A 16,394-nucleotide genomic window follows, 5' to 3' on the forward strand; every position below is an offset into this window, starting at 1 on the left:
GCCGGGATGCCCGCCTATGTCAAGATTGGCCCCAGGTAACCATGCGACGAGTCCTCGCGGCATGCTGCGGGCTGATGCTCTGGATCGGCGCCGTGCCGGCCCGGGCGGAGGACTCGGACGCGCTGCGCGGTTACTTCCAGTTGAAGCTCGGCGACTCAGCGGTCACGAGCTCCGGCGTGCATGACTACTACGGGTTCGGCGTCGGGCTCAATCTCAACCGCTACGTGGGCGTGGAGCTCTCCGGCGATCACTTCGAGATCTTTCCCAAGGTCTCGGGCCGCGAGATCGGTGAGTACGGTGTCTTCGCCATTATGCCGCAGGTCCGGCTGCGCGTCCCGGTTCTGGGCGATCGGCTCGTGCCCTACGCGATCGCCGGCGCGGGTATCGCCGTGACCGACTTCAACGACCGCAAGTCGCCCGCCTTCGGCCTCGAGGTGAAAGATCAATCCACGACGCCGGTCGGGACCGTGGGCGCCGGGATCGAGTACTTCCTGGCCGACAACATCGCGCTGGGCGTGGAGTTCAAGTACCTCTTCGCCGGGGACCAGACGCTCAAGGTGGGCGGCGCCTCGCATCGCGTCAATGCCTCCACGCCGCTCGCCTCGTTCAGCGTGCGCATGTTCTACCCGGAGCTCCACCCGGCGTCGGTCGAAGCGGCGCCGGAGCCCGCGCCGCTCCGCCTTTACGGCGGCTTCCGGCTCGGCTTCGTGGTGCCGACCGGCACCGACATCGGCCCGGGGGTGGAGGCGCGTCCGATGCCCTACGCGATCGGCGGAAAGCTCAACGAGCATTACGGCGTCGGGATCGGCCTGGACATCGGGCGCTACTTCGGGGTCGAGGTCTCGGTCGAGGGCTACGAGGTCGCGATGGCGCTCAAGAACGTCGGCAGCGTGGGCGAGTACGCGCTCTACACCGTCGTGCCCCAGGCCCGCGTGCGCTACCCGCTACTGGACGGGCGCCTCGTGCCCTACCTCATCGGCGGCGTGGGCTACGGCTTCGTGGAGTTCAATGACCGCAAGCCCCGCGGCGCCGACTTGTCGATCAAGAACAAGGGCTCGTCCAGTTCGTATGCGGCCACCCTCGGCGCCGGCATCGAGTACTTCGTCACCCGGCGCATCGCCGCCGGCATCGAGTCGAAGTACAGCTACTCGCCCGGGCATCCGCTCCAGATCAACGACGGACCCGAGCGGGACGGCACCCTGCAGGGCGTGGTCGTCACCGCGGGGCTCCGCGTCTACCTCTTCGACTTCGGCCGGTAGCACATGGGAGCGTGGCGAGCGCGCGTGCGATGGAATCCCCTCGCCAGACCGATAGGTGTCTAGGCCCTTGGTCCCATGGCCGGCGCGGCGCGTGTGTCTTTAGGCTCGCTCCAGAGGAGGGAACCCATCATGACGATCGTGCGACTGGCGATGGCGCTCCTGTTCGTCACCGTGCTCACCACCGGCTGCGCCTACTACTACAAGGTCGTCGACACCAGTAGCGGGCAGGTCTACTACACTACGGACGTCGCGCGAGAGCCGAACAACGTCCGCTTCAAGGATGCGAGGACCGGCAAGGAGATGGTGATCCCGACGGCGAACGTCCAATCCATTACCCAGGACGAGTACCGGGCCGGGCTGGGCCGCTAGCCGGGCCGCGCGCGGTCCGCGGCGCCGCCTTGAGCAGCTCCGCGAGGGCCTCGGCCACCGCGGGCGGCGTCGCCGTGTCCTTGTAGGCGGCGAGGCGCTGATAGATGTCGGCGGCCGCCTCGTGGAAGCCGGCGGGAAGGCCGGCGTCCGCGAGCGCACGCGCGTCCTCCTCCATCTCGCCCACGAAGCGCCATGCCTTGCGCGCGTTGTCGTTGACCGCGCGCTGCGAGCGGGCGGGCAGATCCGGCTGGGAGAGCGCCCACTCCGCCAGCAGCGCCTCGTCCACCCCCTCGGCGAGCGCGTAGGCGCGGATCGCCATGAGCAGCGCCTGGCTCGCCTTGTTCCAGCCGCCGTAGGCGATCTTCAGCGCGGACGCGGCCGGCGGCGCGCCCGGCAGGACGATGGGCGTGACGGGCCCCGCCTCGAGCAGCCGCTTCACCGCGGCCGCCTCCGTCCCCGCCAGATAGATGCGCGCGGCGCCGGGCTTGCGGTTCGCGGGGCCGATGATGCCGCCGTCCACGAAGCGCCCGCCTGCGTCCTCGATGAGCCGCTTGATCGTCATGGCGGTCTCAGTGGCGATCGCGTTGGCGTCCACGAAGATCCCGCGGAAGCGGAAGCCCGCGACCTCGCGCGCCACGCCGAGGGCCGCGTGCGGCGGCGCCACCGACACGATGGTCGCGGCCTGCTTGGCGAGCGCCTCGAGCGAGCCCGCGTCGTCCAGGCCGAGCCCCGCCGCGCGCTCGCGCGTCTGAGCACCGCGGCCCGCGGAGGCCCACAGCACGCGGTTGCCGCTCGCCACCAGCGTGGCGCCGATCGCGGATCCCATCTCCCCAGGATGGAGGAGCCCGACCACCGGCCTATCGCTCATCGCGGCCTCCTAGCTGACGCCCGGCTCGAGCAGGGTGAGGGTGCGCGCATCGGCGTCGAGCTCGCCGAGGCAGCCCACCGGCACCGTGGTCTGGTCCTCGACGTGTCCGATCATGAGTCCCGCCACCGCAGGGATCTTGAGCGTCTGGCACCGCTCGGCGAGGATGTCCTCGAGCACGCGGTTCTGGACGAAGGACGCCGACGGGCCGCCCTCGGTGAATTTTCCGAAGGCGAGGCCCGCGAGCCCGTCGAGTGCGCCCGCGAGCCACAGCTGGGTCAGCATCCGGTCGATCCGGTAGTGGGGCTCGTCCACGTCCTCGAGGAACAGGATGGCGCCGCGGAGATCGGGGAAGTACGGCGTCCCCACGAGGTGCGCCATCAAGCAGAGGTTCCCCCCGATGAGGGGGCCACGCGCGCGGCCCGAGACGAGCGTGGTCACGCGATTTTCCCACTCCACCTGACCGGGCCGTGGCTCGAAGGCGGGCGGGGCGCCGAGGCGCACGGGCGCCCGAGGCGTCATGACCACCTGGGTGAGCTGCTCGAGGGTGTAGGGCGTGAAGGCACGCCACGCCACCGGGCCGTGGAACGACACGAGGCCGGCCTTGGTGTGGAGCGCCATGTGGAGCGCGGTGATGTCGCTGTAGCCGAGCAGGGGCTTGGGGTTGGCGCGCATCTGTCCGAAGTCGAGGAGGGGCAGGAGCCGCGAGGCGCCGTAGCCGCCCCGCGCGCACCAGACCGCGTCGATGCCGTCGTCGGCGAACATGGCGTTGAGGTCGGCGGCGCGCGCGGCGTCGCCGCCGGCGAGATAGCCCTCGCGGTCGAAGAGATGGGCGCCCGGGCGGACGCGGAAGCCCAGCGACTCGATGGTCTCGACGGCGAAGCGGAGCCGCTCCGGCTCGTTCGCCGCGGACGACGGCGCCACCAGACCCACGGTCTGTCCCGGCGAGAGTCGGCGCGGCCGGACCAGGCTCACTGGATGACGTCGTCGGCGCGCTTGAGGAGCGAGGCGGGCAGGGTGACGCCGAGGGCCTTGGCCGTCTTCACGTTCACGACCAGCTCGAACGCGGGCGGCTGATCCACCGGCAGCTCCGAGGGCTTGGCGCCCCTGAAGATGCGCGCCACGTAGTCCGAGGCGCGCCGGTACACGTCGCGCAGGCGCGGGCCGTAGGACACGAGCCCGCCCGCTTCCACGCTGGTGCGCGAGACGTTGATGTTAGGCAGCTTGCGCTGCACCGCCAGGTCGGCGATCTGAGCGCGATGCACGTATGTGAGCGGGTCGCCGAGCACGTAGAGTGCGTCGGCCCGCTCCCGCGCCGCCTGGTCAAACGCGGCATCGAAGTCAGCCGGTCCGCGGACCTCGAGGGGGAGCAGCGTGAGCTTCTGCGGCTGGGCCGCCGCGGGGATCTCGCGCGCGAGCAGCTCGCGGTGCGTGGCGTTGTCTGGATTGGCGAGCACGGCCAGCCGCGTGGCCTTCGGCGCCACTTCCTTCAGGACCTGCAGTCGCCGGCTGACGAGCACGTCCGGCGCGTAGGTCGCGAGGCCGGTCACGTTACCGCCGGGGCGCGCCAGGCTGCCGACCAGCTTCTGCCCCACGGGATCGGAGACGACGAGGAACACGACGGGGATGGTGCGGGTCGCGTCGGCGGCGGCATGGGCAGGCAGGGCGGAGGACGCGACGATCACGTCCACCTTGGCCCGCACGAGCTCGGCGGCGAGGGCGGGCAGGCGGTCGAAGCGGCCTTCGGACGAGCGCCACTCGATCACGAGATTGCGGCCCTCGACGAAGCCCTGCTTCCTGAGCCCGTCGAGGAACTCCTCGAACAGCGCGCTTTCGGAGACCTCGAAGGCGTTGGCGAGGATGCCGAGCCGATACGTGCGCCCGGAGGTCTGGGCGTCGGCGGTGAGGGCGAGGAGAAGCAGCACTCCGATCGCCATCCAGGAGATCCGGGCCGGTCGGGGGATCACGCGCGCTTCTCCTTGTGGTGCAAGGAGCCTAGCCCGGCGGGGGCGGGAAGGGCAAGCGGTATCGAGAGTTAGCCGCCGAGCTCGTCCAGCAGCTTCCGGGCATTGTCCGCCCCCGCGAACTTGGCGTCCACCTGGAGCGAGCGTCGGAGCCAGGTCGCGGCATCGGCCTTGCGCCCGAGCTGATGATAGGTCAGGCCGAGGTGATACTGGATCATCGCATTGTTCGTCGAGAGCTCTGCGGCCTGGCGCAGCGGCGGCTCGGCCAGGCCATACTCGCCGCGCTTGTAGTAGACGAATCCCAGGGTGTCCAGCACTCCGGGCAAGATTGCCGCCTGCGCTTGATTGGCGCGGACGAGCGTCTCGGCCTTGCGCGCGCGCTCCAGCGCCTCGTCGAGGCTCTTGCCCTGCGAGGCGAGGACCCACGCCACGTTGTTGTGCGCGCGGGGGTTCTCAGGCGCGAGCGTGGCCGCTTGACGGTAGGCGCCGAGCGCAGCGTCCGGATCCCCCTTCCGCTCGTACGCCTCGCCGAGGCGAAGCTGGATCACCGCGGATCGAGGCTCGAGCCGCGCGGCGGTGCGCAGCGATTCGATCGCCGGCGCGACCTGCCCTTGTCCCAGCAGCAGCTCGCCCAGCAGCAGGTGCGCCGCGGCAACCTTGGGCCGGTTGGTCGCCACCGCCCGCGCCAGCTCGATGCCCTCGTCGAAGCGCCCCGCTTTTCCGTAGAGAGCGGCGAGCCGGAGCTTCACGGCCTCGTTCTCGGGCGCCGCCTTCGTGACGGTTCTCAGATACTGGATGGCGGTGTCGCGGTTGCCGCGGCTCTCGTAATAGTCGGCGAGCAGCTGATTGGCCTCGAGATGGTTCGGATCCACGCGCAGGACGGCCTTCAGATGCTCCACGGCGGCATCGGGCTTCTTTCTGATGATCAGTAGGCCGGCCATCGCGATATTGGCGGGCGCGAACTGAGGATTCACGTCGAGAATACGCTTGAGCTCGGCTTCCGCCGGATCGAGCTGACGCGCGGCAAGGAGGCTCTGGGCGAGGGCGAACCGCAGCGCGATGTTCTGCGGATCACGCTCGAGCGCGGTCCGGAGCTCGGCGATCTGGGCCGTGCGGGTCTCGGGGTTCACCTTCTGTCCGCTTAGCGCGGCGAGCTCGACCTGGACCTGCTTCAAGTTGGGATCGAGCTTGAGCGCCTGAGCATAGGCCCGGCCGGCGCCCGCCGTATCGCCCTTGGCGAGCCGCGCCCGGCCGAGATAGTAATGATTGCGCGCCAGGTCGGGATTGAGCTTGTTTACCTGGTCGAATTGCTTGATGGCTTCGTCGGGCTGGCGCTTGGCGAGGTAGGCGAGTCCCAGGAGCATGCGGGGCTCGACAAGCCCCGGGGAAGCGGTCACGACCGGCGACAACCGTGCGATGGCCTGGTCGGGCGCGTTCTTCTTGAGGTACAGCTCGCCCAGGGGGACGACGAGCTCCGTGGCCTCGGGATTGCGTCCCAGCGCCGTCTCCAGGACGGGAACCGCCTGGTCATAGCGTCCCAGGCGCGCGAGGGTCTGGGCGAGCATCGCCGCCGCCGGCACCTGCCCCGGCTGGTCTTTCAGGATCGACTGGAGGAGCGCGATCGATTCGGCGTCGCGCTTGCCATCCATCGTCAGCCGGGCGAGCTGGAGCCGCGCCGTCACGTCGCGCTCGTCCAGCTTGAGCGCGCGGCGATACTCGTCCTCGGCCTTTTTCGGCTCTCGATTCAGGAGGTAGGTGTTGCCGAGGAGCACACGCGCGGGGACGTTCTTCTGATCGGCGGCGAGCACCTGCTGGAGAAAGGCGATCGCTTGATCCAGCTTCTTGTCCCGCACCAGCGTCGACACCTTCGCGGACAGGGCGCGCTTGTTTCGCGGATCGGTCTGGAGCACCGCTTCGTACTCCTGGATCGCCGCGGCGGGCTTGCCCTCCAGGTCGTAGAGGTAGCCGAGCGCCATGCGGGTGCTCGTGAGCTGGGGGGCGACTTCGAGGGCGCGCGAGTACATCTCTTGCGCCTTCGCCATGTCCTTGCGCGCGGCGTAGATCTGGCCGAGGAGCAGATACGGCTGGGGGCTCGTCGGCGCGAGCCGGCGCGCCTGCTCGGCCGCTTCCACCGCCTCGCGCTCCCGTCCGAGCATGGCGTAGGCCCGACCGCGCTGAAGGTGATACGTGGGGCTCTTGGCCAGCGCCTTCGCCAGTCGGTCGAGCTCTGCGAGCCCCTCCTGGGGCTTCCCCGCCCCCACGTAGGCCGTGGCGAGGCTCAACCGCGCCCACGGATTCTGCGGGACCTGCTTGACGACCTCGGTGAACTCGGTGACGGCGAGGGCGGGGCGCCCAGCCCGAAGCGCCACTTGCCCGAGCATGTGCCGCGCAACGAGCGCGTTCGGCAGTGCCTTCGTGACCTTGGTCAGAAGGCTGATGGATTCATCGAGTCGGCCGGCCTGCGCGTAGAGATCGGCCAGGCTGAGCACGGCCTGGGGCGAGCGTGCTGATGGGGGCAGCGCCTCGAGCTCCTTGATGGCCTCGTCGAGCTTGCCTTCGGCGCTCAGGATGGCGCTGCGGACGACCCGGACCTGTGGATTCTCCGGGCTCTGACGCCGCGCCTCGTCGAGGAGCGTGGTCGCCTCCTCCCGCTGTCCGCGAATGAGCAACGTTCGCGCGAGACCGATCTGCGCGCCCGTGAGCCCGCCCTTGAGACCGAGGGCGGAGCGATACGCCTTCTCGGCGTCGCCGAACCGGCCGGCCTGAAACAGCGCGTCGCCATACGCCTGGTGGATCTCCGCGATGGTCCCGTTCTTCGCCTGGGCCCGCGCGAGAAGCGTCACCGCGTCCTTCGGATCGCCCGTCCCGATCCGGGCCGCGCCGATCAGATAGTCGACCAGCGCGCTGTCCGGCTCGATGCGCCGGATGGTCTCCGCCAGCTCTTCGGCGCGGCGCGTATCGCCGGCTGCGAGATACGCCTGGCCAAGCAGCAACTGGATCTCGACCGAGCCGGGGTCACCATCGGCGGCCCGACCGAGCTCGCGCACCGCGTCCGGGTACCAGCCCTTGGCGTAGTAGGCGCGGCCGAGGGCATGGAGGGCGGGAACGAACTTCGGATCGATCTGGAGCGCGCTCTTCAGCTCGACGATAGCCTCGTTGTACTTGCCCTCCGACAGATAGCGGGAGCCCCGCTCGAAATGCTGCTGCTTCTTGGCCTGGGGGTCCTGGAAGCAGCCCACGAGGAACAGCGAGGCCACGAGGCCGAGGACCGCGCCAACGCGCATCGTATGATTTCGCATGCCGCGTCAGCATACACCGGCGCGTATGGACTGTCCCATCGCCTCTGCCGGACCAGAGCCGTCGTTAGGGGGCCAGTGTCCGAGATCCTTACATTTCGCCGCTGTGCACAACTTGTGGATGCGCAAGTTACGGTAAAGACACCCCTTATTTCCAGGCACGATTCCTGCTGAAGCCCCCAGTGGGATGCAAAATTGTCAAGTCGGTGATTTTTCACTCCAAACCCGGCCCTGGGGGTCGGGCGCAGTGAAAGAGAAGAGAGGCAACATGAGACTCGTCAGGTTCGCACTCGTAATCGCAGGTCTCACCGTGGCGGTGCTCGCTGGGCCCTCCATCAGTAATGCCGTAGATCTCGTCGCGTGTACCGACCTGATCTGCGCCTTCAACGGGGACTTCGCGGTCGAGTCCTTGCCGCTCGCTGGGCTCAGCATCCAGTCGAGCCCCGGGCAGATCCAGAACGGCGTCGTCGTCTACACGGGCTCGAACGGCGTACCCGTCACCACCAACTTTGCGGGCATGGACAACGCGTACCCCGCCGTGGGCGGAAAGAGCGGCGGTACCACGTTCTCCACGACGACGACGGCCGATCCCGGTGGTACTGGCGAGTTCGCTGGCGACGCGGCGGGCACCTGGGACAGCACGCTAACCGCCTTCACCACGTTCCTCAATGGCGCGACCCCGATCTTCTTCTTCAACCAGAACCAGTTGAACAGCGGGGTCGCCTCGGCGAATTGCCCGCTTGCGACCTCGGCGCAGGACGTGTGCGTCTACGGGATGCTGACCCTGGTCGATCTGGACAACTCGGCCAACAATGTGACTCTCGAGCTGGAGGGGCCGACCACGCTCTTCTCCGGCGGACCTCAGCCTACTGACGGCATCGCCGACTTGCCCGATGAGCTCATTCTGGCGAGGGGCGCGGTTTGTCTCGACGCGGTGGGCAATCAGGTCGCGTGTGACGGCAATCAGGCCGTCGGTCCGATCAATCACAACCTGGGCGCCAACGAGGCCGCGTATGCGGCGTTCTCCGATGCGCTGAATGCGTTGCTCGCGACGTGCGCGGCTGAGGGAGTCAACACGACCAACTGCCCGTGGGATAGCATCTCGCTCCGGTTCGACCTGGGTGGCCTCAACAATGGGTTCGAGCAGCTCTTCATCCTGACCAGCGAGTTCGTGATTCCGCCTCCCCCGGTTCCTGTTCCGGCTACGCTCCTGCTGCTTGGCAGTGGGCTCGTGGGGCTGGGCGGTGGGATGGCCTGGAGGACTCGTCGGCGCGGCTAGTCGCCCGCTGACGATCTGACGCGACGCCAAAGGGGCGCCGGCGAGAGCCGGCGCCCCTTCTGCTTGCCCCTGGGGCGGGGCGGTGGACGGCGCTGCGGCCGGGGTATAGTAGCCGGACCTGGAGGAGGTGCGATGGAGCGACAGTGCAGGCCTGCAGGGCAGCCTCTTGAGCGGGCGCGCGCGCTGGCGCCGCTGCTCGACCGCTGCGCCGAGGCGGTAGAGGCCGAGCGCCGCCTGGTGCCGGCTCTCCTCGACGGCCTGCATGAGGCGGGGCTGTTCCGGCTGCTCCTCCCCCGGGTGCTCGACGGCGGCGAGGTCGATCCCGTCACCTTCGTCGAGGTGATGGAGGAGATCGCCAAGACGGACGGGAGCGCCGCCTGGTGCCTTTGCCAGGCCGGTGGCTGCGCGATGACGGCCGCGTATCTGAGCCCCGAGGTCGCCCGCCACGTCTTCGAGGATCGGCGCGCCGTGCTTGCCTGGGGCCCGGGGCCCGACGCCCGCGCGGTGGCGGTGGAGGGCGGTCATCGCGTCACCGGTACCTGGTCCTTCGCCAGCGGCTGCCGGCACGCCACCTGGCTGGGCGGGCACTGCCCCATCGTCACCGCGGACGGTCAGCCCCGCCGGCGGGCGGACGGGCGGCGCGAGGAGCGGACCATGCTCTTCCCCGCGGCCAGCGCCGAGATCGTGGACGTGTGGCACGTGAGCGGCCTGCGGGGCACGGGCTCCGACACCTTCACCGTCACCGACCTCTTCGTGCCCCACGCCTACTCGGTGTCACGCGACGATCCCGCCGAGCGCCGCCAGCCCGGCCCGCTCTACTGCTTCCCTGCCGGCAGTCTTTACGCTTCCGGCTTCGCCGGCGTGGCGATGGGGCTCGCGCGGGCGATGCTCGACGCCTTCGTGGAGCTCGCGCGCGACAAGACGCCGCGGGGCGGCCGGCGCACGCTGCGCGACAACCACGTCGTGCAGTCCCAGGTCGCGCAGTCGGAGGCGCGCCTGCGCTCGGCGCGGATGTTTCTGCTGGGCTCGCTCGAAGAGATCTGGCAGGATGTCGGCCGCTCGGGCAGCCTCGCCCTCGATCAGCGGATGACGATTCGCCTCGCGGCGACCTACGCCATCCACCAGGCCCGGGACGTGGCTGACACCGTGTACGCCGCCGCGGGCTCCAGCGCCATCTTTACCGCAGGCGCCTTCGAGCGCCGCTTCCGCGACATCCACGCGGTCACGCAGCAGCTCCAAGGCCGCGCCTCGCACTTCGAGACCGTGGGCCAGTTCCTGCTCGGGCTCGAGCCCGACACGCAGTTCGTGTAAAGCTTTCCGTCAGTCCGAGCGCGCCCACCACCACTGGAAGATCAGCGCCTGGACCAGGGAGAGTATGCCCAGCACCGCGTCGTTCAGGAGATAGAACGACAGGAACTCGCCCGTGATCCCACGGTACGCCAGCACGAACGCGATCCCGAGCCCCACGTTCACCACGCCGAACAGCATGAGCAGGCCCAGCGCTTCGAGGGCGCGTGCCGCGGCCCGGCGCAGCCGAGCGCGGGGCAGGCGCAGGAGCCACCTGCCGACGAGGTAGGCCGCCACCGAGGTCACCACGACCAGCGACGGCAGCAGGAGCTCCTGCGGATCCATGTCGAACATCACATCCATCCCCGCAGGCGGTAGTACACATAAGCCGATAGCTCCGTGCCGATGTCCCGCAACAGCGAGAGGCGCGACTCGGGGTCGCCGGGGCCGCTGGACGCGGAGGGCGCCCCGAGCACGGTGAAGCCGCGGCGCTGGAGGAGCGCGCGGGTCCTCGGCATGTCGATGGGATCGGCCACGAGGAGCACCCGCGCGACGCCGCGCGGCCGGAGGAGATGGTCCAGCAACGCGGCTTCCTCGCGCGTGGTGTTGGCGCCGTGCGCGGCCACGATGTGGTCGACGGGCACCCCCAGGCTCACCGCGAGCCGGACGCGCGCATCGACCTCGCCGCCATCACCCGAGAAGACGAGCAGGGGGGCGAGGCTCTTGCGGTAGAGGCCGACGGCGCGGAGTGTCCGCCGCATCGAGCGATTGGTGAGCACCTCGTCCACGTCGACGCCGCCTCGGCCGGGGACGACGATCGCCTCGGCGGGGGCAATCTGGGATGGTCCCCCCATCCAGGCGTTGAGGACGTTGGCGAGCGGCGTGAAGCCACCGACGAGGATGACCGCGAGGGTGGCGCCTCCGATCGTGCGGATCAGCCGTGGGCCCCAGCCGGTGCGTGCTAGCACGTCCCGCCGGCGCTCCCGGGCCGGATCGTGGCGTGCATGAGCGTGATGATGCCCCGCCCCCCGCATCCTGGCAAGCGACGCTGCCTTGACGGTGCTGGTACCCTGACCGGGTCGAGACGATGGTGGACACGCACGGATGACCTCCTGTCCCCGCTGCGGCCACGCGGCCCAGCCTCGCGCCCGCTTCTGCTCCGCATGCGGCGCGCCCCTCGTGGGTGCGCCCGATCCCGCGCGTTTCGGCGCACCCCAGGCGTACACGCCCCTGCATCTCGCCGAGCGCATCCGGGACTCGCGCACGCGGCTGGCCGGCGAGCGCAAGCAGGTCACGGTGCTCTTCGCCGACATGCAGGGCTCGATGGAGCTGCTTGCCGATCGCGATCCCGAGGAGGCGGGGCGCATCCTCGACCAGGTGCTCGAGCAGATGATGGAGGCGGTGCATCGCTACGAGGGCACGGTGAACCAGGTCATGGGTGACGGCATCATGGCGCTGTTCGGCGCGCCGCTCGCCCACGAGGATCACGTGGTGCGCGCCTGCTACGCCGCCCTCCGCATGCAGGAGCGCATCGCCGCGCTCGGCGATGCCACCCGTCGCGCGGCCGGCGTGCCCCTTCAGATCCGCGTGGGCCTGAACGCCGGCGAGGTGATGGTCCGCTCGATCGAGAACGACCTCTCGATGACCTACACCGCGGTGGGGCCCACCGTGCACCTGGCGGCGCGCATGGAGCAGATGGCCAAGCCGGGCTCCATCCTCGCCACCGGCGACACCGTCGCTCTCGCCGCCGGACGGGTGGCCACGCGCGCGCTCGGCGCGGTGCCGGTGCGCGGGCTGCAGACGCCGGTGGAGATCCACGAGGTCACGGGCGGCGCGACCGCGCAGTCCCGTGCGCAGGCGCTCGCCGCGCGCGGCCTCACGCCGTTCGTGGGGCGCGAGGCCGAGATCGAGCGCCTGCTCGCCATCGTGGACGCGGTGCGCGAGGGCCGACCGCAGCTCGTCGCGGTGGTGGGCGAAGCCGGCGTGGGAAAGTCGCGCCTGGTCGGCGAGCTCGCGCGACGCGCGCGCGAGCGCGGCTGCCTCGTACTGGAAGCCGCCGCGCTCTCGTACGGCCGCGCGGTGGGGCATCGCCCGGGCATCGAGCTCCAGCGCCGCTACTTCAAGATCGAGCCCGGCGACGCGCCCGAGACGGTGCGCCAGAAGCTGGCCCGCGAGCTCCGCGACCTCGACCCCGCGCTCGAGAGCGATCTCCCTGCGCTAGAGTGGCTGCACGGTGTGGCGCAGCCGGGCAGCCCGTTCCTCGCCCTCGACGTGAGCACCCGACGGCTGCGCTCCGTGGAGGTGCTGGTGCGCCTGGTGGAGCGCGTGGGCCGGCGGCAGCCGTTCGTGATGATCTTCGAGGATCTGCAGTGGATCGACTCCGAGGGACGCGAAGCGATGGATTACATCGTCGAGCGGCTGCCTCCCAGCACCTTGCTGCTGGGCACCTATCGGCCCGAGTACGAGGATGGCTGGAGCCGGCGGCCCGGCTACTCGCGCATCCGTCTCGAGCCGCTCCGTCCCGAGGGCGCGCACGCGCTGCTCCGCGGCCTTCTGGGGCCCGGTGAGGAGACGGCGCTGATCCAGCGTCTGGTCGCCGAGCGCGCGCGCGGCAATCCGCTCTTCCTCGAGGAGTCGGTGCGAAGCCTCGTGGACACGGGCGTGCTCACCGGCGCCCCCGGCGCCTACCGCGTGGTCCGCCCGGCGCGCACGCTGGAGGTGCCCGCGAGCGTCCGTGCCGTCCTCGCCGCGCGCATCGACCGGCTGCCCGCGACGGAGAAGCGGCTGCTGCAGGCGGCGTCGGTGATCGGCGAGGAAGTGCCGGTCACCCTGCTCGAGGCGGTGGCCGACGAGCCCGCCGATGCCGTGCGCGAGGGCCTCGCCCAGCTCGGCCGCGCCGAGCTCCTCACCGAGGCCACGCTCTTCCCCGATCCGGTCTACGCGTTCCGGCACTCTCTCATCCACGACGTCGCCTACGCGAGCCTGCTCCAGGAGAGCCGGCGCGCGCTGCACGCCCGCATCACCGACACCATCGAGCGGCTCTACGGCGACCGACGCGGCGCGCAGGTCGAGCGCCTCGCCCACCACGCCTTCGCGGGCGAGCTGTGGCATCAGGCGGTGCGCTACTGCCGCGAGGCGGGCCGCGGCGCGCTCGCGCGCCTGGCTTGCCGCGAGGCGGTGGACTTCCTCCAGCGCGCCCTCGAAGGGGTCAGCCATCTCCCGGAGAGTCCCGAGTCGCGGGCGCTCGCCGTGGACATCGGCTTCGATCTCGAGGCGGCGCTGGTGCCGCTGGGCGCCCACGCCGAGGGGCTGGCGGTGCTGCGATCGGCCGAGTCCATCGCGAGCCGCATGGGCGACGAGCGGCGACTCGCGCGCGCCCTCGCGTACCGCACCACCATGCACTGGGAGATGGGCGACTCGGATGCCGCGGTGGAGGCGGGTGAGCGCGCAGTGGCGATCGCCGCGCGCGTGGAGGATCTCGGTCTCCAGGTGGTGGGTCAGTACAGCATGGCGGGCGCGGTGCGGACGCTGGGCGACTATCCGCGGGCGGTGACGCTCCTCCGCCGCAGCCTGGCCCTCGCGGAGGACGAGCGCCGGTACGAGACGTTCGGCCTGCCCGGCCTCGCCTCCGTGCTCGGCCGCAGCCATCTCGCGTGGAGCCTCGCCGAGCTGGGCGAGTTCGACCACGCGATCGGGGCCGCCGAGGAGGGCATCCGCATCGCGGAGGCGGCGGGCCACGGCTATAGCCTCGCCTACGGCCTGCTGGGCCTGGGCGGGGTGCTCTTGCGCCGAGGCGCCATGACGGAGGCGGAGACCGTGCTCGCGCGCGGGCTGGCCCTCTGCGCCGAGGTCCCGGTTCTGTTCCCGCCGTTCGCGGGCGATCTCGCGGTGGTGCGCGCGCTCGACGGTCGCATCGCGGAGTCGGTGGAGCTGGCGCGCCAAGCCGTGGCGCGCGGCGAGCGCATGGCCCGGCTCGGGCGGCTCTCCCTGATCGTCACGCATCTCGGCGAGGTGCTGGTGATCGCCGGGCGCGTCGGCGAGGCCACACCGCACGCGCGGCGCGCACTCGCTCTCGCCGTCGAGCACAAGGAGCGCGGCAATCAGGTCTACGCGCGGCGCCTGCTCGCCCTCGCCGTCGGGGAGGCGCCCGCCCCGGACCTCGCCGCCGCCCGCCAGCACGCCACGGAAGCCCTGGCCCTCGCGGAGACGCTGGGGATGCGGCCCCTCGCCGCGCGCATTCATCTCACCCTGGCGCGGCTCGCGCGGCGGGCAGGGGACGATGACGCGGTATCGCGGCATCGCGGCGCCGCGGTGGATCTTCTGGAGTCCATGGGCATGCGCTACTGGCTGGAGCGCCTCGACCGCGATCGCGTGGGACCGGCGGGCGGGGTCTAGGCCGGGTCTTCGGTGTTACCATCGGGGCTCGGGAGGAGCCCCATGGACGGCGCGATCGGCAGCATGGCGGAGGCCGCCCGCCTGGTGCGGGACGGTGACCGGGTCAGCTATGTCGGCTACATGCGCATGGAGCCCGCCGCCTTCTTCCACGAGCTCCTGCGGCAAGGGCGGCGCGCGCTTCGCATGGTCCTGGCGCCCTCCTCCGGCTGGGCGGTGGATCTCATGATCGGCGCGGACGCTCTCGCCGAAGTGGAGTTCTCCAGCCTGTCCTTCATGGAGTACGGCTTCGCGCCGAACTTCCGTCGCCGGGCCGAGGCGGGTCGCCTGCGCTACCGCGAGCACTCCTGACCCGCCATCATGAGCGCACTCCAGGCTGGAGTGATGAACGTCCCGTTCGTGCCGGTACGCGGCCTCCTCGGCACGGACTACATGACGGTGCGGCCGGATTTCCGGGTCCTTCCCAATCCCTACGATCCGCAGGAGCCCATCGTGATCGTGCCCGCGGTCGCGCCGGACGTCGCGGTGTTCCACGGCTGGAAGGGCGACCGCCACGGCAACGTGGTGACGAGCGGCGTGCTCGACGCCAAGCTCATCGCGCAAGCCTCCCGCCGCACCATCGCCACGGTGGAGGAGATCGTGGACGGCGACCTCACCCAGGAGCCGCACACCGGGGTGCTCGTGCCGGGCATCCACGTGAGCGCGGTGGTGCATGCGCCCCACGGCGCGCATCCCACGTCCTGCGAGGGGCGCTATCCGGTGGACGACGCGCACGTGCGCGAGTACATCGAGGCCGCGGGGGACGACGACACGTTCGCCAAGTGGCTGGACCGGTACGTGTACGGCGTCCCCGACCACGCCGGCTATCTCGAGCGCGTCGGCCTCGCCGGCGCCGCGCGCTGAACGTGGGGGACGCGCCGGGGGCGAGCCGCGCCGAGGTGATGGCCGTCGCCATCGCTCGGCGGCTGCGCGACGGCGAGACCATCGCGGTGGGCTCGGTGTCGCCCATCCCCGCGAGCGCCTGTCTTCTTGCGAAGCGCTTGCACGCTCCGTCCTCGCGGCTCATCTTGCTGGGCAGCCGCGCCCACTTTCCCTTCAACGGCGGCGTGCAGGAGTTCTACAACTTCGCGGTGCGGGGTCGACTCGACGTCTTCTTCGCGAGCGGGGCCCAGATCGATCAGCACGGCAACTTCAACCTGAGCGTGATCGGCGAGTACGAGCACCCGAAGGTTCGCCTGCCCGGCGGCCGCGCCAACGGCATCCTCGCCTTCGTGGCCAAGCGTCTGATCCTCTTCCGTACCGAGCACAGCCGGCGCGTGTTCGTGCCCAAGGTCGATTTCGTGACTGCGCCGGGCGTGCCGCCGGAGGGCGTCTACCGCCTCGGCGGCCTGCACGCGGTGGTGACCGATCTCTGCGTGTTCGAGTTCCCGCGGGGGCGGGGTCGGCTCGAGCTCGGCAGCGTGCATCCCGGCGTGACACTCGCGGAGGTGGAGGCCAAGACCGGCTTCGCGCTCCACGCGCCGTCGCCCGTGCCGGAGACCGCCGGGCCCACCGAGGAAGAGCTCGCGCTCCTGCGCGGGCCGGTGCGTGACGAGCTCGGCGTGTTCTATCCGGAGTTCGTCAAGCAGCAGTCTTGACGCGGGGCGCCGAAATAGGCATAAGTATCAGGTTGCCCCAATCGCC

General features: G+C 70.6%; 14 protein-coding genes. 8 read left to right on the plus strand and 6 right to left on the minus strand.

Annotated features, from left to right (window positions below):
* Window positions 1–41: 41 nt before the first annotated feature.
* Together VFX14_23340 and VFX14_23345 are read left to right on the plus strand one after the other, a co-directional pair.
* Window positions 42–1,259, plus strand: a complete 1,218-nt coding sequence (locus VFX14_23340) for an outer membrane beta-barrel protein (protein ID HEU5192625.1) — start codon at window positions 42–44, stop codon at window positions 1,257–1,259.
* 129 nt (window positions 1,260–1,388) lie between these two features.
* Complete coding sequence (locus VFX14_23345) at window positions 1,389–1,628, plus strand: hypothetical protein (GenBank protein HEU5192626.1); 240 nt, start codon at window positions 1,389–1,391, stop codon at window positions 1,626–1,628.
* Here VFX14_23345 and VFX14_23350 read toward each other — a convergent pair.
* The 4 genes from VFX14_23350 to VFX14_23365 all read right to left on the minus strand — a co-directional run bounded on the left by VFX14_23350 (window position 1,591) and on the right by VFX14_23365 (window position 7,756).
* A complete protein-coding gene (locus tag VFX14_23350) occupies window positions 1,591–2,496 on the minus strand; it encodes a DUF1932 domain-containing protein (protein HEU5192627.1) in 906 nt (301 codons plus the stop codon). The genes VFX14_23345 and VFX14_23350 overlap by 38 nt on opposite strands.
* A 9-nt stretch (window positions 2,497–2,505) precedes the next feature.
* Window positions 2,506–3,468: an LD-carboxypeptidase gene (locus tag VFX14_23355; protein ID HEU5192628.1), complete on the minus strand. Its 963-nt coding sequence runs from the start codon at window positions 3,466–3,468 to the stop codon at window positions 2,506–2,508.
* Complete coding sequence (locus tag VFX14_23360; GenBank protein HEU5192629.1) at window positions 3,465–4,460, minus strand: ABC transporter substrate-binding protein; 996 nt, start codon at window positions 4,458–4,460, stop codon at window positions 3,465–3,467. The genes VFX14_23355 and VFX14_23360 overlap by 4 nt, the downstream gene beginning before the upstream one ends.
* 68 nt (window positions 4,461–4,528) lie before the next feature.
* Window positions 4,529–7,756: a tetratricopeptide repeat protein gene (locus VFX14_23365; protein ID HEU5192630.1), complete on the minus strand. Its 3,228-nt coding sequence runs from the start codon at window positions 7,754–7,756 to the stop codon at window positions 4,529–4,531.
* A gap of 265 nt (window positions 7,757–8,021) precedes the next feature.
* Between VFX14_23365 and VFX14_23370 the strand changes: the two genes are divergently transcribed.
* Together VFX14_23370 and VFX14_23375 are read left to right on the plus strand one after the other, a co-directional pair.
* The gene (locus tag VFX14_23370) at window positions 8,022–9,032 is read left to right on the plus strand and encodes a hypothetical protein (GenBank protein HEU5192631.1); all 1,011 of its coding nucleotides are present in this window, start codon (window positions 8,022–8,024) and stop codon (window positions 9,030–9,032) included.
* Between the two features lie 132 nt (window positions 9,033–9,164).
* Window positions 9,165–10,343, plus strand: a complete 1,179-nt coding sequence (locus VFX14_23375) for an acyl-CoA dehydrogenase family protein (protein ID HEU5192632.1) — start codon at window positions 9,165–9,167, stop codon at window positions 10,341–10,343.
* A gap of 9 nt (window positions 10,344–10,352) precedes the next feature.
* On the opposite strand, the gene VFX14_23380 is transcribed toward VFX14_23375, so the two are convergent.
* On the minus strand, window positions 10,353–10,673 hold the full coding sequence (locus VFX14_23380) for a hypothetical protein (GenBank protein ID HEU5192633.1): 321 nt from the start codon (window positions 10,671–10,673) through the stop codon (window positions 10,353–10,355).
* On the minus strand, window positions 10,673–11,287 hold the full coding sequence (locus VFX14_23385; protein ID HEU5192634.1) for a YdcF family protein: 615 nt from the start codon (window positions 11,285–11,287) through the stop codon (window positions 10,673–10,675). Before VFX14_23385 ends, VFX14_23380 begins: the two co-directional genes overlap by 1 nt.
* Window positions 11,288–11,423: 136 nt before the next feature.
* On the opposite strand from VFX14_23385, the gene VFX14_23390 reads away from it, so the two are divergent.
* From VFX14_23390 to VFX14_23405, 4 genes are read left to right on the plus strand one after another with little or no spacing between them, the layout of a single operon-like run.
* The gene (locus VFX14_23390) at window positions 11,424–14,714 is read left to right on the plus strand and encodes a BREX system ATP-binding domain-containing protein (GenBank protein HEU5192635.1); all 3,291 of its coding nucleotides are present in this window, start codon (window positions 11,424–11,426) and stop codon (window positions 14,712–14,714) included.
* Between the two features lie 42 nt (window positions 14,715–14,756).
* Window positions 14,757–15,062, plus strand: a complete 306-nt coding sequence (locus tag VFX14_23395) for a CoA transferase (protein HEU5192636.1) — start codon at window positions 14,757–14,759, stop codon at window positions 15,060–15,062.
* 9 nt (window positions 15,063–15,071) lie between these two features.
* Window positions 15,072–15,614, plus strand: coding sequence for a CoA-transferase (locus tag VFX14_23400; protein ID HEU5192637.1), 543 nt, complete (start codon window positions 15,072–15,074; stop codon window positions 15,612–15,614).
* Window positions 15,615–15,616: 2 nt separating this feature from the next.
* The gene (locus VFX14_23405; GenBank protein ID HEU5192638.1) at window positions 15,617–16,348 is read left to right on the plus strand and encodes a CoA-transferase; all 732 of its coding nucleotides are present in this window, start codon (window positions 15,617–15,619) and stop codon (window positions 16,346–16,348) included.
* Window positions 16,349–16,394: the final 46 nt, after the last annotated feature.

It is taken from the genome of Candidatus Methylomirabilota bacterium (assembly GCA_035764725.1).
In the GTDB taxonomy this organism is placed as follows: domain Bacteria; phylum Methylomirabilota; class Methylomirabilia; order Rokubacteriales; family CSP1-6; genus DASRWT01.

What these genes read in the sequence shown, in the direction of transcription:
- VFX14_23400 (HEU5192637.1), top strand. Translation starts at nt 15,072, where the DNA reads ATGAGCGCACTCCAGGCTGGAGTGATGAACGTCCCGTTCGTGCCGGTA.
- VFX14_23370 (HEU5192631.1), top strand. Translation starts at nt 8,022, where the DNA reads ATGAGACTCGTCAGGTTCGCACTCGTAATCGCAGGTCTCACCGTGGCG.
- VFX14_23350 (HEU5192627.1), bottom strand. Translation starts at nt 2,496, where the DNA reads ATGAGCGATAGGCCGGTGGTCGGGCTCCTCCATCCTGGGGAGATGGGA.
- VFX14_23390 (HEU5192635.1), top strand. Translation starts at nt 11,424, where the DNA reads ATGACCTCCTGTCCCCGCTGCGGCCACGCGGCCCAGCCTCGCGCCCGC.
- VFX14_23345 (HEU5192626.1), top strand. Translation starts at nt 1,389, where the DNA reads ATGACGATCGTGCGACTGGCGATGGCGCTCCTGTTCGTCACCGTGCTC.
- VFX14_23340 (HEU5192625.1), top strand. Translation starts at nt 42, where the DNA reads ATGCGACGAGTCCTCGCGGCATGCTGCGGGCTGATGCTCTGGATCGGC.
- VFX14_23395 (HEU5192636.1), top strand. Translation starts at nt 14,757, where the DNA reads ATGGACGGCGCGATCGGCAGCATGGCGGAGGCCGCCCGCCTGGTGCGG.
- VFX14_23375 (HEU5192632.1), top strand. Translation starts at nt 9,165, where the DNA reads ATGGAGCGACAGTGCAGGCCTGCAGGGCAGCCTCTTGAGCGGGCGCGC.
- VFX14_23380 (HEU5192633.1), bottom strand. Translation starts at nt 10,673, where the DNA reads ATGTTCGACATGGATCCGCAGGAGCTCCTGCTGCCGTCGCTGGTCGTG.
- VFX14_23365 (HEU5192630.1), bottom strand. Translation starts at nt 7,756, where the DNA reads ATGCGAAATCATACGATGCGCGTTGGCGCGGTCCTCGGCCTCGTGGCC.